This window comes from Pseudomonas sp. FP2196, assembly GCF_030687715.1.
Lineage (GTDB): Bacteria > Pseudomonadota > Gammaproteobacteria > Pseudomonadales > Pseudomonadaceae > Aquipseudomonas.
Genome location: NZ_CP117445.1, coordinates 2339985 through 2355727, shown reverse-complemented (window position 1 = coordinate 2355727; position 15743 = coordinate 2339985). Strand labels below are relative to the sequence as shown.

Below are 15743 nucleotides of genomic sequence, written 5' to 3'. Positions count from 1 at the left end.
GAGGCCCATGCAGACTTACCAAGTGTTGATCATCGGCAGCGGTTTTGGCGGCCAGTGTGCGGCGATCAACCTGCTCAAGGCCGGTATCGACGATTTTCGTATGCTGGAACGGCGCGACTTCTTCGGCGGCACCTGGTGCCAGAACACTTACCCCGGCGCGGCGGTGGACGTGCCGTCGCCCCTGTATTCGCTGTCATTCGCGCCGTACCGCTGGTCGCAGATGTTTGCCGGGCAAGCAGAACTGCACCGTTACACCGAGCATGTGATCGATCAGTTCGGCCTGCGTGAGCGGGTGGAACTGCAGGCCAATGTCGAGCGCGTCGAGTGGGACGAGGCTGAAAAACGCTGGGCCGTCCACACCGCGACCAAGGGCACGTTCTACGCGCAGTTCATGATCAATGCCACCGGGCCGTTGAGCCAACCGGTGATCCCGCACTTCCCGGGGCAGGAGCGCTTTCAGGGCAAGACTTTTCACACAAACCATTGGGATCACAGCTACGACTACCGCGGTAAACGCGTGGCCATCGTCGGCAGCGGCGCCAGCGCGGCGCAGGTGATCCCGGCGATTGCGCCGAAGATCGAGCATTTGCATGTGTTCCAGCGCACACCGCATTGGGTGTTGCCTCGCGCTGATCGCGTGTTCGGGCCGTTTCAGCGTTGGCTGTTGGGCTTGAAACCGGCCTACACGCTATTGCGCTGGCTGATCTACTGGCAGTTCGAAACTCGGGTCATTGCCTTCAAATACTCGAAACCGGCGATTCACCTGGTGCAGAAGCAGGCATTACGCTTTCTCAAGCGCCAGGTGCCCGATCCGGTACTTCAGCAAAAACTCATCCCGGATTTCACCATCGGCTGCAAACGGGTGCTGGTTTCCAGCACTTACTACCCGGCGCTGACTCGGCCTAACGTCACCTTGCACAGTCGCGAACAAGGCATCGCCTCCATCGACGAAAGCGGGATCAACACTCAGGACGGCCAGCACATTGATGTTGATCTGATCGTCTGGTCGACCGGTTACGACGCCACCGATGGCGTCATTTCCTACCCGGTCAGCGGAAAAAACGCCGTGCAGCTCAGAGAGGTCTGGGCCGAATACCCCCGCGCCTACCTCGGCACCAGCCTGCCGGACTTTCCCAACCTGTTTATCGTCACCGGCCCCAACACTGGCATTGGCCACACATCGGCGCTGTTCATCATCGAATCGCAGATGAACTACATCCTCGACTGCATCCGCACCGTGCAGGCCAGAGGCCTGCGCAGCATTGAAGTACGTCCCGAGGCAGAACGTACCTACACTGAGATGATCCACCGGGAGATGGAGCGCACGGTCTGGAAGTCCGGCGGCTGCCACAGTTGGTACCAGAGCAAGAGCGGTCACGTGATCGCGATGTTTCCCGGCTTCAGTTTCAGCTATTACCGCTTGACCCGGGCGCTGAAACCGGCCGATCACATTCTGTCCTGACTACGTAAAAGGAAGACGTCGATGCTTTTGCTGTTTGTCGCCCTCGCAGTGTTCGTGGCCTGGAGTTGGTTGAGTTACCCGGCGGTCGGCCATTGGCTGTATGACCTGAACATGGCCATCGAGGCCAAGTTGTACAAGCTGCACAAGATCGAAGTACCGATTGCCGAGATGACCGTTTCGACCTGGCAAGGCGGGCCTTATGAAGCACACAGCGCGATCCTGATGCTGCACGGTTACAGCGCCGACAAGAACCTGTGGCTGCGCTTCTCGCGGCATTTCGTGCGCCAGTATCGAGTGATCATTCCGGATCTGGCCGGCCATGGTGAAACCGGCTTCAAGGCCGGCGGCGGCTACGACATTCCGGTGCAGGCCAAGCGCATGATCCAGTTGCTCGACGTCTGCGGCGTGGAGAAAGTCCATGTGATCGGCAACTCCATGGGCGGCTACATTGCGGCGTGGTTGGCGGCGACGTATCCGGACCGGATTGCCTCGGTAGCGCTGATTGATCCGGCCGGCGTCACGGCGCCGGAGGTCAGCGACCTGGAGCGGCATCTGGCGCGTGGGCATAACCCGTTTCTGATCAATTCTCGTGAGGAATTCCAGCAGTTTTATGCCATGACCATGGCTTCGCCGCCGTGGGTGCCGAAGCTGGTACTGGACGCCATCGCCCAGCGCTACGAGCGGCAACGTGATGAACTGGAAGAGATCTTCCGCGATTTCCGCGCCAGCCCGCCGATGGAGCCAAAACTGGCAGAAATCAAATGCCCGGCGCTACTGCTGTGGGGGCGCAAGGATCGGCTGATCGACGTCAGCAGCGTGCCGATCTGGAGCAAAGGCATCGTCAATTTGCAGGTGGATGTGTGGGACGGCGTCGGACATATGCCGATGGTCGAACAGCCGGGTAATACCGCGCGGTTGTACCAGGACTTTCTGGAAAACCAACCATGAAAACCGACACGTCCCCTGTAGGAGCTGCCGAAGGCTGCTCCTACAGGGGATCAGGGGTTGAGATGAATATTCTGTATGACGAACGCCTCGACGGGCCGCTGCCTGATGTGAACAAGGCCCAGTTGCTCAAGGCCTTGCAGCTTGCGATCCCCGACCTCGACATTCTGTGGCGTGAAGACGAACTCAAACCCTACGAATGCGACGGCCTGTCGGCTTACCGCACGACGCCCATGCTGGTTGCCCTGCCCCGTCGCCTCGATCAGGTGCAGACCCTGCTCAAACTCTGCCATCAACAAAACGTCCCAGTGGTCGCCCGTGGCGCCGGCACTGGTTTGTCCGGCGGTGCCTTGCCGCTGGAAAAAGGCTTGCTGCTGGTGATGGCGCGCTTCAACAACATCCTGCACATCGACGCGGATGCGCGCACCGCACGGGTTCAGCCGGGCGTACGCAATCTGGCAATCTCCCAGGCTGCCGCACCGTTCGGGCTGTATTACGCGCCTGATCCGTCGTCGCAGATCGCCTGTTCGATAGGCGGCAATGTCGCCGAAAACGCCGGTGGCGTGCATTGCCTCAAGTACGGTTTGACCGTGCACAACCTGCTCAAAATCGAAGTACTGACCATCGAAGGCGAGCGCCTGACGTTGGGCTCCGACGCCCTCGATTCAGCAGGTTTTGACCTGCTGGCGCTGTTCACCGGTTCCGAAGGTTTGCTGGGGATCATCACCGAAGTCACGGTCAAACTGCTGCCCAAACCCCAGGTCGCCAAGGTGCTGCTGGCCAGTTTCGATTCCGTGGAAAAGGCTGGGCGCGCGGTGGCGGAAATTATTGCGGCAGGGATTATTCCCGGTGGCCTGGAAATGATGGACAACCTCGCCATCCGCGCCGCTGAAGATTTCATTCACGCCGGTTACCCGATCGACGCCGAAGCCATCCTGTTGTGCGAACTCGATGGCGTCGAAGCCGATGTCCATGACGACTGCCAGCGGGTGCGCGCCGTCATGACCGCGGCCGGCGCGACCGAAGTGCGCCAGGCCCGTGACGAAGCCGAACGCGTGCGTTTCTGGGCCGGGCGCAAAAACGCCTTCCCGGCCATCGGCCGATTGTCGCCGGACTACTACTGCATGGACGGCACCATCCCGCGCCGCGAATTGCCCGGCGTGTTGCAAGGCATTGCGCGCCTCGGCGAGGAATACAACTTGCGTGTGGCCAACGTGTTCCATGCCGGCGACGGCAACATGCACCCGCTGATCCTGTTCGACGCCAACCAACCCGGCGAACTGCATCGCGCCGAAGCGCTGGGCGGCAAGATCCTCGAATTGTGCGTGCAGGTTGGCGGCAGCATTACCGGCGAACACGGGGTCGGCCGCGAGAAAATCAATCAGATGTGCGCGCAGTTCAACAGCGACGAACTGAGCCTGTTTCACGCGGTAAAAGCCGCGTTCGACCCGAAGGGCCTGCTCAACCCCGGCAAGAACATCCCGACCCTGCACCGCTGCGCGGAATTCGGCGCGATGCACATTCATGCCGGGCAACTGCCATTCCCCGAACTGGAGCGCTTCTGATGGCCGACTTCGATGCCAGCAGCGCCCTGCTCGATCAGGTCAACGAGGCGCGGGCGAATGCTACGCCACTGAAGATTCAGGGCGGCAACAGCAAGGCGTTTCTCGGGCGCGAAGTGGCCGGTGAAGTGCTGGATACCCGCGCGCATCGCGGCATCGTGCGTTATGACCCGACCGAGTTAGTGATCAGCGTGCGTGCCGGCACGCCGTTGTCCGAGTTGCTCGCCGCGCTGGACGCTGCCGGGCAAATGTTGCCATGCGAGCCGCCCGCGTTCGGCGACGGCGCCACGGTCGGCGGCATGATCGCCACCGGGTTGTCCGGGCCACGGCGGCCATGGTCGGGCTCGGTGCGGGATTTCGTCCTCGGCACCAGGGTGATCACCGGTCTCGGCCAACACCTGCGCTTCGGCGGTGAAGTGATGAAAAACGTCGCCGGTTATGACCTGTCGCGGCTGATGGCCGGCAGTTACGGCTGCCTCGGCGTGCTGACCGAAGTCTCGCTGAAAGTCCTGCCCAAACCCCGTCAGTGCCTGAGCATCCGCCTCGATATCGACTGCACCCGCGCCTTGGCCAACCTTGCCGAATGGGGCCAGCAACCGCTGCCGATCAGCGCCGCATGTCATGACGGCGACAGTCTGTACCTGCGCCTTGAGGGGGGCGAAGGCTCTGTGACGGCGGCGCATCAACGTTTGGGCGGTGAACCGCTGGATTCTGTGTTCTGGCGGGATTTGAACGAACAACGCTTGCCCTTTTTCGACGAAGGCCTGCCGCTTTGGCGTCTGTCGTTGCCGAACAATCTCGGCCCACTGGACTTGCCAGGCGAGCAACTGATCGACTGGGCCGGCGCGCAACGCTGGCTTAAATCCGACAAGCCGCACCTCCATATACTCGCCCAAGAGCTAGGCGGTCACGCCACGTGCTTCACTCACGGCGCCTGCGACTCGCCGTTCCAGCCGCTGGCCTGGACCTTGCTGCGCTATCACCGGCAACTCAAGGCGCAACTCGACCCGCAAGGGCTGTTCAACCCCGGTCGAATGTACGCGGAGTTCTAGCCATGCAAACCACCCTCAGCGAGCAATCCCGACTGCTGCCCCGCGCCGCCGAGGCAGAAAAGATCCTGCGCACCTGCGTGCATTGCGGTTTTTGCAACGCGACGTGTCCAACCTATCAGTTGCTCGGCGATGAACTCGATGGCCCGCGCGGGCGCATCTACCTGATCAAGCAAGTGCTTGAAGGCGCGCCGGCCACCACGCAGACGCAACTGCACCTGGACCGCTGCCTGTCGTGCCGCAACTGCGAAACCACCTGTCCGTCCGGCGTCGATTATCACAACCTGCTCGACATTGGCCGGGCGGTGGTCGATAAAGCGGTACCGCGTCCGGCGGCGCAGCGTTTGTTGCGTGAGGGACTGCGGGCCTTGGCACCGCATCCGGGGTTGTTCAAGGGTTTGCTGCGGATGGGCACGACATTCCGACCGCTATTGCCACAAATGTTTGAAAGCAAACTACCGCAGCATCTGCCGAGTTCGGGGTTGCGCCCGGCGCCTCGGCATGCGCGCCGGGTTTTGCTACTGGAAGGCTGCGTGCAACCGGGTTTGTCACCCAATACCAATGACGCCACGGCACGGGTGCTGGATCGACTCGGGATCAGCGTCACGCCAGTGGCCGAAGCGGGTTGTTGCGGCGCGCTGGACTATCACCTCGATGCCCAGGCCAAAGGCCTCGACCGCGCCCGGCAGAACATCGACGCCTGGTGGCCGCATCTGCAAAACGGCGCCGAAGCTATCGTGCAGACTGCCAGCGGCTGCGGCGCGTTCATCAAGGATTACGGGCATCTGCTGGAAGACGATCCGGCTTACGCCGAGAAGGCGCGGCGGATCAGCGAACTGACCCTCGATCTGGTACAGGTCATCGCACAGGAGCCGCTGGAGCAGGTGTGTGCCGCCAGCGAACGGCGGATCGCCGTGCATTGTCCGTGTACCTTGCAGCACGCGCTGAAACTGGGCGGCGCCGTTGAAGCGGTGCTGACTCGCCTGGGCTTCAACCTGACCCAGGTGCCGGATGGGCATTTGTGCTGCGGTTCGGCGGGCACTTATTCGCTGACCCAACCGGCCATCGCCCGGCAACTGCGCGACAACCGCCTCAATGCTCTGGAAAGCGGCCGCCCCGAGCTGATCGTCACCTCCAACATCGGCTGCCAGAGCCACCTTGCCAGCGCTGGTCGGACACCGGTCAGGCACTGGATCGAACTGGTGGATCAGTCGTTGGCAGAATGAAGTTCGTAGGATTCTTCGTTTGCCCGCGCGGGAGAAGGCTGCGATCTTTTCCTCCATCCATTTCGTGACCGTGGCAGGAATTTTTTTCATGACCGTGCAGCCTTTCGTCAGCCCCGACCTGATCCGCCAACGCTTCTCTAAAGCGATGTCCGACATGTACCGCGAAGAAGTCCCGCTATACGGCGCGCTGATGGAACTGGTGGAGCAGACCAACCGCGACGTGCTTTCACGTCAGCCAGACATCGCCCGGCAACTCGACAGCACCGGCGAAATCGAACGGCTGGACATGGAGCGCCATGGCGCGATCCGTGTTGGCACCGCGACGGAACTGGCCACCCTCGCCCGCCTGTTCGCGGTGATGGGCATGCAACCGGTGGGTTATTACGACCTGACGCCGGCAGGCGTGCCGGTGCATTCCACGGCGTTTCGCGCGGTGCATGAAGACGCGCTGCAAGTCAGCCCGTTTCGGGTGTTTACCTCATTGTTGCGACTGGAGTTGATTGAAGATCCTGAGTTGCGCGCCTTTGCCGATTCGGTGCTGGCCAAGCGTTCGATCTTCACGGCGGCGGCATTGCGCTTGATCGCGCAGGCTGAGACCGCTGGCGGGCTAAACGAAGCCGAAGCACAGGAATTCGTCCTACAAGCGCTGGAAACCTTTCGTTGGCATCACAGCGCCACAGTCACCGCTGCGCAGTACCAGACGTTGAGCGCCCAGCATCGTCTGATCGCGGATGTGGTGGCGTTCAAAGGCCCGCACATCAATCACCTGACACCGCGCACTCTCGACATCGACGTCGTTCAGGAACAGATGCCGGCCCACGGCATCACGCCCAAAGCAGTGATCGAAGGCCCGCCGCGCCGGCAATGCCCGATCCTGCTGCGTCAGACCAGTTTCAAGGCGCTGGACGAGCCGATCGCTTTCACCGATCAACACGAAAGCCGTGGCAGCCACAGCGCGCGCTTCGGCGAAATCGAACAACGCGGCGCGGCGCTGACGCCCAAGGGCCGGGCGCTGTATGACCGCTTATTGAACGCGGCGCGTGATGAATTGGGTGATTTTCCAAATGAAGGCAATGCCGCACGCTACAACGCGCTGATGACTCAACACTTTGGCGAATTTCCTGACAGCATCGAGGGCATGCGCGAACAGGGTCTAGCGTACTTTCGCTACTTCGCCACGGAAAAGGGTTTGGCGGCGGACAGTCTCAATGAGGCCTCGCTGGAAGACTTGTTACGTGACGGCTATGTGAAAGCGGAGCCATTGGTATACGAAGATTTCCTGCCGGTCAGTGCGGCGGGGATTTTTCAGTCCAACCTTGGCGATGCGGCGCAGGCTCACTATGGCGAGCATTCCAATCGACAGGCGTTTGAACAGGCACTGGGGCGTTCGACCATTGATGAGCTGGGGTTGTATGCCGAGACGCAGCGGCGTTCGATTGAAGAGTGTCTGGTGCTGCTTTCGCGCTGATAGATCAGTATCCGGTGCTTCAGCTTCCGATGATTGGCGTGCTCCAATGGTACCGACCGCCAAGACAACAACTACCCGCGCCGTTTCATCGACTGCGAGCACGGAAACACTCGTTTGACAAAGAACTTTAAAGACTAAAAAGCAGTGGTTGCAACATCGAGATCGAGACGCTTTAGCTGACCAGGTACCCATGAATAAACATCAGATCAAGCTTGCAAATGGCTGGACCGCCACCTTTGAAAACAAGGGTGAGTTCCGCATGGGGGCGGAAGGTTGGAGTTTGCTCCTGCAAGGGACGGAAAACATGACCATCCGATATTTTGCAGATCAGATCATTCTGGTAAACGATGAGGACGGCACCCAGGCCAATTCGTGCATCCTACTATCAAGCGATGGTGTTTACGGTTACTTGAGAACAGGAATGGATAGCTGTTGGGTGATCGATTTTGCGCGTTGCATGATCGCCCCGCACCGAGCAAGCATCTATCACTACCATGATGCTTACGACGAGAGCATTTCGATTTACGAACAGCCAGCCTTCAAACGTGAGCGGCAATACATCAGTGTTGTTGGAAAGTACATTTATCTGACCTTCCCGCTGACCCGCGATGAGGACTTTCCCAAGGTATGGGATGAGTATCTGTCGATACGCAGACGCCAGTTGGACGAGTTGTATTTCAGAAACTGATCAAATCAGGCGCGCAGGATCATCAAATAGTATCCGCGCGCTATCCGATCAACTCCTCCGGCACCACATATTTGACTACCACACGATTGCGATAGAGCCGCTCGCGCGTCACCAACTCTCCCACCTGCCCCTTTTCCCTCACTTCCCGCCAGATTTCATTCTCGCGAAACACACGGCCCGACTCCCGCACAAACCGATGCCCTTCCTGAAACACGTGATACCGATACGCCCGCACCTGGTCACACAACAACTCCCCCTCCAACTGCGTCTCCCCCACTTTCAATTTCAACTGAAAGCTGCGATCTGTTGGGTTATGCAGCACCAGATCAACGTAGTTATAAAAAATCGCCGCCCCGGAGCCAAACGGCAGCACTCGACCCTCATCCGGGAACGGATCAAAGCTGTGATTGGAGCGTTCAACCACGACCAGCGGCGAGTGAATGGCCATACAGTGAATGAGGTTGCTCAGTTGGCATATCCCGCCACCCACCCCGGTTCGTGCTTCGCCGAACGACAGTTCAATGCCTTCAACGTAGCCGCGCTCCAAAGTCGGACGGCCGACGAGGCGGCAGAAGGAGAAGTATTCGCCAGGCCCAATGACGACGCCGTCGATGGCGGCAACGGCGAGCTTCAGGTTGATGACTTTGTTGTGTTGCAGGGCGAGGTCGGAGTCGCCGAGTTTGCGGATCAGTTTTGAGGTGTGTTTGAGGTAGCGAAATGGCAGCCGTTCGGCCAAAGCAACAGGTCGTGCGTAGCGTTTGCCGGAGCAGTGCCAGGCGATTTGGCGGAACAGTCTTTTTTGCCACACGCGCAGCCAGTACAGGGCCGGGTGATAGAGGGAGAGTGGTTTTTTCATCCGTAACGCAACGGCGCTCGCCGTTTCTTCCTTGAAGCGTAAATGGGCGCGCAGTTTAGCGTGTAACCCGCGCGATTCTGGAAATTAAGCTTCGCCTAAGGTTGCCTCGTTACCCTCCCGGCTCATGAACCCTGTCGCCATTGAATCGCGGATGAGTCTTTCTGTTATGAGTGCGTTTGATCTGCCAACCCAACCACAGCCGAACTTCAGTCTCGTTTTGGTCAATTACAAAACCCCGGACATCACCAGGATGTGCCTGGAGTTATTGCACCAGCACGTCGTTGAACAGCGAATTCCGGTGTGGGTGGTGGACAACGATTCGGCAGATGAAAGTCTGGATTACTTGCGTTCGCTTGACTGGATCAATCTGATTGAGCGCCCTTCGCCGTGCAAAGAAGCCGGCCATATTGCCCATGGCAAGGCACTGGATCTGGCGCTGGAAAAAGTTGAGACCGATTACCTTTTCTTGCTGCACACCGACACTTTTGTCTACGACAAAGAAGTGTTTTCGATGATGATGCGTGAGTGTACGAAAAGTGCGGATATGGCGGCAGTCGGTTGTGTCGAGCAAATCAATCGGGGGGTTGTGCGGGATACCTGGCGTTTAACTTCACGCTTTTGCAAGCATTATGCTCGCCAATTAAAAGTCCGCTTGGGTTTGAAATCCAAACCGCCAAGACCTTATAAAGAAACGCATCTGAAAAGTTTCTGCACCTTGTGGAATGCTCGATTGATGAAGTCGCTGGGCCTGCACTTTTGCATGGATGATCGGGTGCCGGGTTACACGTTGCAGGATCGGATGGCGGGTCTGGGCTATGGCATCAGGTTCCTGTCGCCACGCAAGATTTTCCGCTATCTCGATCACATCCAGGCAGGAACGGTCGCAGCGGCTGGCACCTACGGGGAAAATCACCGGCGGACGAAAATGTATCAGGCAACGATCAAGCGCTTCCAGGGACAGCGAACCAAAACTGCCACGCACGCATGAAAATATTCAGGGCAAAAAAAAGGACGACTTTAAAGTCGCCCTTTCTGTTAACTGAAATTGTATACATCCGCTCCTGAAGAGGTGTTCGCCCAGTGTAATGGCCTGGCAATCCATGCACCGGTAAAGAGCCCTGACACTGGGCGAACGGGAGGGATTTTAATAGAAGTTGGCGGATATGTCGTCATCGACGCACATGAAATTTATATACAAAAAAGTTAATAGATATTTATCGACGAATTCCTTCGGAAACTTCCCAGCACATCCAAGGGCAAACTTAATATGATTGTTCTCATACAAAATCCTGTACAAGAACAATCATTCTGTAGAGTTAAAGCTCAACTTTCGTGTTGACTGGTCACTTTTAAGATATCGGTGTAAGTGACAAAAACGCTCTGCCCCACTTTCAAATCTTTCAGCTTGGCTTGGTTTTCAGGCGATTTGACGTCGAGGGTTTTCGACTGACCCGCCGGATTTTTCAGGGTCACCTGATTGTTCTTTAAATCAATTTTGGTGATTTCCAACTGCACCCGAATCTGGCGATAAGCTTCGCCGCCGGGATTATCGCTGCCGGGAGCGTTACGCACTTCGCCGGAACGCTCGACGGTGCCAGGCAGACCTTTATCCACATCGGTGTCCAGATAGGCCGCGACGGATCGCTGCACTTGGACCTTGACCAGATCGCCGACCTTCAGATTGGCGAGGTTTTTCGCTTTTTCGCTGAGTTGAACGTGAACCTGACGACCTTCGGCGCCTTCCAAAACGACCTGATGGTTCGCCGCATCAACGGAGACCACTTTGGTGGTGACCTGATCGGCCTCGATGGTGGCGGACAGTGGTATCTCGGCGGCAAACGCGCCGAGGCTGGTGGCGGACAGAAGGGTTGCAAGGGTGATCGACTTGGCCAGTGCATGGAGTTTCATTAGCGTACTTTCCCTGTAGTGAGTGGCAGCACCCGGCGCCAGACTCGTCTCAGGCGCCGGATGTGTCACTGAGCATAGACGCTGTTCAGGGCTTGGCCTTGGTGTGTGGTGCGGCGGTTTCTTGCGCGGTGTATTCGCCACTGGCAGTGCCTTTGCCGCTTTCCTCGCGTTTCTTCGGATCGGTGGGCCGCAATGCATCGTTGTCGCGCTCGGTTTCCCCCGCTGGCCGGGGTTCGTCGGGGTGTTCGTTGTCGGATGTCGGTTTCATCGGGGTGGTCCTCAGGCTTCGGGGCCGTCCATTTCGCGGGCGACGTTTATGGCGGGCGAGTCATTTTGTAGAGGTTGAGAGATCAAGTGGAGTTCAACTCAATCCATGCACTCCCTCAGTAACCGGTCATTTCCAGATAGCCCTGCCCGCCATGACTGCCGTTGACGCGCACCGGGCCTTCCCAGTAGGGAATGCGCAGGTTCATCCACGCATTGGGGTTGAGCGCCGAGAGGCTGATGTCGAGGTTTTTTTCCGGAATGCTGATCGACCAGCGCACCGGCATCGAGCGCCCAGCGACGTTGGCGCTGCCTTGCGGCGTGAGTTTGATCTGATCGCTGCGCAGGGTTTGCGTCTGGCCGTCGGCCCTGATCCAGGTGCCGGTCAGGTAAGGCGCACCGTCCTTCTGGCGCATGCGATAGAGCATCAGGTGTTCGCCGTTGTCCAGGTGCAGGGAGAACCAGTCCCAGCCGGTCTGGTTGGCGGTCAGCGGTTGGCTGCTCCACTCGCGGTCAAGCCAGGCCGGGCCGCTGACGGTGTAGGTGTGGCCATCGATCTGCAAGGTGCCGCTGGCCTGGAAAAACGGTTGGCTGTAGTAATACGACGCCTGCCCTTCCTCCGATTTCTGACTGAATCCTCTATCACCCTGCAGCACCAGCGGACGGCTGGAGGTAAGGTGAAGTTGGTAGGCGAAGGATTTATCGCGAGCACTCAGTTGCAGGTCAGTCAAAGGATCCTGCGCCTGACTGGCGAACATCCAATCGTCGATCCACGCCTCGAACGGCACCAAACGCACGCCAGCCTGACCGACGCCACCACGGGCATAGCGTTCGGCAGCGTGATGCACCGAGCTGGAAGTCACCGCCGCATGCCCCAGCCAGATCGTTTGATTGCCCCACCCTGTATGCTCCGGCACGGGTTTCAATGCACTGCGAAACAACGTCCATTGCACGCCAAATTCATTGCCCTGCTGATCCTTGAGATTGGCGGTGACGTACCACCACTCGATGCGAAAACCGTCGTGGGCACCATGATCCGCCGGGAAGCTGAACACCCGTCCCGGCACCACCGGCGTAAAAGCCTGCGCCTGATCGCCCATCCCGGCAAAACCCTTCTGCTCAGGCGCTGACTGATCGCAGCCAGCGAGCAACAGCACAAGCATCAGCACAACGAGATTAATCCTCATGGGCAAACGTCCTCAGCAGATCCGCCGGTTGCGTGCGGTACAGCGAATACAGCGGCCACGCCGACGCCAGCAAGGTTGCCAGTAATGCCAATCCCATCAACTGCACCAATTGCCATGGGAACACCCGCAACGGCAACCGCCAGCCAAACGCCTGCACATTAATGACCGCATCCAGACACCATGCCAGCGCGATGCCCAACGGCAGCGCCAACACCAGCGTCAGCACTGCCAGCAGCCAGGTCTGGCCAAGGTTGAGCAGCATCAACTGACGTCGCGTCACGCCCAATGCCCACAGTGGTGCGAGTTGGCCGAGACGGCTCTGGCTCTGGGTCAGCAGGCTGATGAACAACGCCACGCCCGCGACCGCCAATGTCAGGCTATTTAATGCGGCGGTGGCGGCGAAGGTGCGTTCGAATACCTGAACCGACCAGCCCTTGAGCCGCGCCTGATCGACGATTCGACTGTCATCCAGTTGGAAGCGTGCCTGCAACGCGCTCACGAATGCCGGAATGTTTTGCGCATCGATGCGCAGATTGAACCGGTTTGGCGTCAGTTGTGGCCAGCCGCGCAGCAGGTGATTGATGTTGACCAGCAAATGGCCCTTGGGATTGCCGTAATCGGCGTAGATGCCGACGATGCGCGGCGACCAGGCGCCATTCGGTGAAGGAATCGTCAGGCGATCACCCGCGCGTACTTTCAGGCGTCGCGCAAGTTGCTCGCTGAGCATCACCGCATCGTCCGTTGCCAGATGCGCCCACGGATCACTGCCACTGGCGTCGAGCAACGGCCAGTGCTGACGATAATAAGCATGGTCGATCACCCCGTACACGTCCGCCGGCCAGCCTTGCAACGTTACCGACACCTGCCAGTTGGGCAGTATCGCCGTGACCTGCGGCTGTTGTTTAAGCCAGTTGTACATTTCGCGGGCCTGAGCCGGGTTGGTCGGGTTGATGTACAGCTCGGCGCTCAGACGTTGTTCGAGCCAGTCGTTGAAGGTCTGACGAAAACCGGCGGTCATGCTGCCGGCGCCGATATTGGCAGCGAGCGCCAGGAGCAAAGCCATCAACGCCAGACTCAATGCCGGAAGTTGCTGCCGGCAGTCGGCGAGAAACCACTGGCCGAGCACTGAGCGACTGCGTCCGAGCAACGGACTCAATATCGCACTCAGCAACACTGGCAAGGCCAACGCGGCACCGAGCAACAACCCCGCCATCAATACAAAACCGCTGGCCAGGCTGTCGCCCCAGATCAACGCCACCAGCGCAATCACGCCCAACACCAGGGCCAGCCAACCCTGGCGACGCAGCCAACGCGCATATTGCTGGTGCCAGGCTTGCGGATCGGCCACCGCCAACAGCGGCAAACGCGCCGCCCGCAACAGGCTGTTGGCCCCAGCCAGCAAAGCGCCGAGCAGACTCAAACCAATCCCGCTTAACCACCACCAGGGACTCAAGCGCAACTGCCCCGCCACTTCCGCGCCGTATAAACCGCGCAGGCTGGCGGCAACATCCGGCAGCAACACGCTAGCCAACCAATAACCGCTGACTACGCCAAACACGCCGCCGATCAGCGCCAGCACACCCAGCTCAACCACCAGACAGCCAATCAACATCCGCGCACTGACTCCACAGGCACGCAGCGTGCGCAGCAAGCCGCGCCGTTGTTCCAGCGCAAGGCCAATGGCCGCGTGGACGATGAATAAACCGACCAGGAACGAGAGGAATCCCAAGGCATCAAGGTTGAGATGAAAGCTCTCGGTCAGTCGCGCCAGATTGTTTTCCTCGCCACTGCTCTTGAGCTGCAATTGCCCTTCAAACGTGGCCGGTAACTCGCCGTGGAAATCCTTCGGCAGTAACAGCCGTGACAGTTGTCCGGGTTGTTCGAGCAAGGTTTGCGCGACGCCGATATCCACCAGCAACACGCCGGGCGCCATGTCCTTTTGCGCGCGCAGCGGCGGCAACGTCTGGCCACCAATCGTTTGCGGCGTCGCGCCTTCGCGCAGGTTCAAGGCCTGCAAGGTTTCCGGGGAAATCCACGTGCTGCCCGGTGGCGTGAAGAACTCGACAATGCGTTCGATCGGCATCGCCTCCCCGGCCACCGCAGAATCGGCCGGCAGTGACACCGGCTCAATGCCCATCACCTGCAGACGCTGATTGTCGTGCCCCTTGAGGCTCAAGCGGCCCTGCAACAGCGGCGACACCGGCCAGCCCTGACGACGCAGATCGATGAACCATTGTTGCGGGAACGTCGCATCGTTTGGCGTGCTCAGGCTGGCCTGCGGTTCGCCGCCGATCAATTGACTGGCACGGGCGTAGCTGTCGCGGGCCTGACTGTTCAGCGCCTCGACGCCGGTCAGCAGACTTGTCGCCAGCCACAACCCGGTCAGCACGCTGAAAAACTGCACAGGATGCCGGCGCCAATGGCTGAGCAGCGCGCGCAGGGTTTGCCGGAAAACGATCACGTCAGCCGCCCGTTGGAGAGCACTACACGCTGCGCCAATCGCGCCGCCACTCGTGGGCTGTGAGTGACCATCAACAAGGTCGTCGGCGTGTCGTCGAGCAACTCCAGCAACAGGCGCAGCACTTCATCACTGGTGGCTTCATCGAGACTGCCGGTGGGTTCGTCGGCCAACAGCAGTTTCGGCTGCGAGGCCAGCGCCCGGCCCAGCGCGACCCGTTGCTGCTGACCGCCGGACAATTGCTCGGGATAGCGCTTGAGCAAATCGCCCAACCCCAGACGCTGCACCAGATGTGCTTGCCAGCGCGGTTCATGGCGCCCGGCCAGGCGCGCCTGAAACGCCAGATTGTCCTCGACGCGCAAGCTGCCGATCAGGTTGAACTGCTGGAACACCAGACCGATTTCCGTGCGTCGCCAGTTGGCCAGTTGCGCTTCGTTCATGCTTTCGAGGCGATGTTCACCACTGCGAATGCTGCCGCTGTCGACCTTGTCGAGGCCGGCCACCAGGTGCAGCAGGGTGCTTTTGCCACTGCCGGACTCGCCCATCAGCGCCAGACTACTGCCGGGTTCGAGCGTCAGGTCGACGCCTTGCAGCACCGGTAGCGGGCCTTGGGGGGTGAGGTAACTTTTGCAGACGTTTTCAATCTGGAGCATGCCGCCACCTGATGGGT

The 15743-nt window shown here is 59.5% G+C and carries 14 protein-coding genes; 8 read left to right on the top strand and 6 right to left on the bottom strand.

The window, feature by feature from the left end:
• Positions 1-7 precede the first annotated feature (7 nt).
• From PSH79_RS10570 to PSH79_RS10540, 7 genes are all read left to right on the top strand, one after another.
• The gene (locus PSH79_RS10570; protein ID WP_305442574.1) at positions 8-1462 is read left to right on the top strand and encodes an NAD(P)/FAD-dependent oxidoreductase; all 1455 of its coding nucleotides are present in this window, start codon (positions 8-10) and stop codon (positions 1460-1462) included.
• A 21-nt stretch (positions 1463-1483) separates the two neighbouring features.
• A complete protein-coding gene (locus tag PSH79_RS10565; protein WP_305442572.1) occupies positions 1484-2410 on the top strand; it encodes an alpha/beta fold hydrolase in 927 nt (308 codons plus the stop codon).
• Between the two features lie 62 nt (positions 2411-2472).
• Positions 2473-3972, top strand: a complete 1500-nt coding sequence (gene glcD, locus PSH79_RS10560; protein WP_305442570.1) for a glycolate oxidase subunit GlcD — start codon at positions 2473-2475, stop codon at positions 3970-3972.
• Entirely contained in the window at positions 3972-5021 is a 1050-nt protein-coding gene (glcE, locus tag PSH79_RS10555) for a glycolate oxidase subunit GlcE (protein ID WP_305442567.1), read from the top strand. Before glcD ends, glcE begins: the two co-directional genes overlap by 1 nt.
• 2 nt (positions 5022-5023) lie before the next feature.
• A complete protein-coding gene (gene glcF / locus PSH79_RS10550) occupies positions 5024-6244 on the top strand; it encodes a glycolate oxidase subunit GlcF (protein ID WP_305442563.1) in 1221 nt (406 codons plus the stop codon).
• Between the two features lie 88 nt (positions 6245-6332).
• Positions 6333-7712, top strand: coding sequence for a VOC family protein (locus PSH79_RS10545; protein WP_305442559.1), 1380 nt, complete (start codon positions 6333-6335; stop codon positions 7710-7712).
• Between the two features lie 190 nt (positions 7713-7902).
• A complete protein-coding gene (locus PSH79_RS10540) occupies positions 7903-8400 on the top strand; it encodes a hypothetical protein (RefSeq protein WP_305442557.1) in 498 nt (165 codons plus the stop codon).
• A gap of 40 nt (positions 8401-8440) precedes the next feature.
• Here the strand turns inward: PSH79_RS10540 and PSH79_RS10535 are convergent, their stop codons facing one another.
• Positions 8441-9256, bottom strand: a complete 816-nt coding sequence (locus PSH79_RS10535) for a VanW family protein (RefSeq protein WP_305442556.1) — start codon at positions 9254-9256, stop codon at positions 8441-8443.
• A 166-nt stretch (positions 9257-9422) separates the two neighbouring features.
• On the opposite strand from PSH79_RS10535, the gene PSH79_RS10530 reads away from it, so the two are divergent.
• Positions 9423-10244, top strand: a complete 822-nt coding sequence (locus tag PSH79_RS10530; RefSeq protein ID WP_305442555.1) for a glycosyltransferase family 2 protein — start codon at positions 9423-9425, stop codon at positions 10242-10244.
• Between the two features lie 335 nt (positions 10245-10579).
• On the opposite strand, the gene PSH79_RS10525 is transcribed toward PSH79_RS10530, so the two are convergent.
• The 5 genes from PSH79_RS10525 to PSH79_RS10505 all read right to left on the bottom strand — a co-directional run bounded on the left by PSH79_RS10525 (position 10580) and on the right by PSH79_RS10505 (position 15726).
• A complete protein-coding gene (locus tag PSH79_RS10525) occupies positions 10580-11164 on the bottom strand; it encodes a hypothetical protein (protein ID WP_305442553.1) in 585 nt (194 codons plus the stop codon).
• 85 nt (positions 11165-11249) lie between these two features.
• Positions 11250-11432 (bottom strand): hypothetical protein, encoded by a 183-nt coding sequence (locus PSH79_RS10520; protein ID WP_305442551.1) that lies wholly within the window; start codon positions 11430-11432, stop codon positions 11250-11252.
• Between the two features lie 115 nt (positions 11433-11547).
• Positions 11548-12615: a lipocalin-like domain-containing protein gene (locus PSH79_RS10515; protein ID WP_305442549.1), complete on the bottom strand. Its 1068-nt coding sequence runs from the start codon at positions 12613-12615 to the stop codon at positions 11548-11550.
• Complete coding sequence (locus PSH79_RS10510; RefSeq protein WP_305442548.1) at positions 12605-15076, bottom strand: ABC transporter permease; 2472 nt, start codon at positions 15074-15076, stop codon at positions 12605-12607. The genes PSH79_RS10515 and PSH79_RS10510 overlap by 11 nt, the downstream gene beginning before the upstream one ends.
• Positions 15073-15726 carry an ABC transporter ATP-binding protein gene (locus tag PSH79_RS10505; RefSeq protein WP_305442546.1) on the bottom strand — a complete coding sequence of 218 codons (654 nt, stop codon included), beginning with the start codon at positions 15724-15726 and terminating at the stop codon, positions 15073-15075. The genes PSH79_RS10510 and PSH79_RS10505 overlap by 4 nt, the downstream gene beginning before the upstream one ends.
• Between the last annotated feature and the right edge of the window lie 17 nt (positions 15727-15743).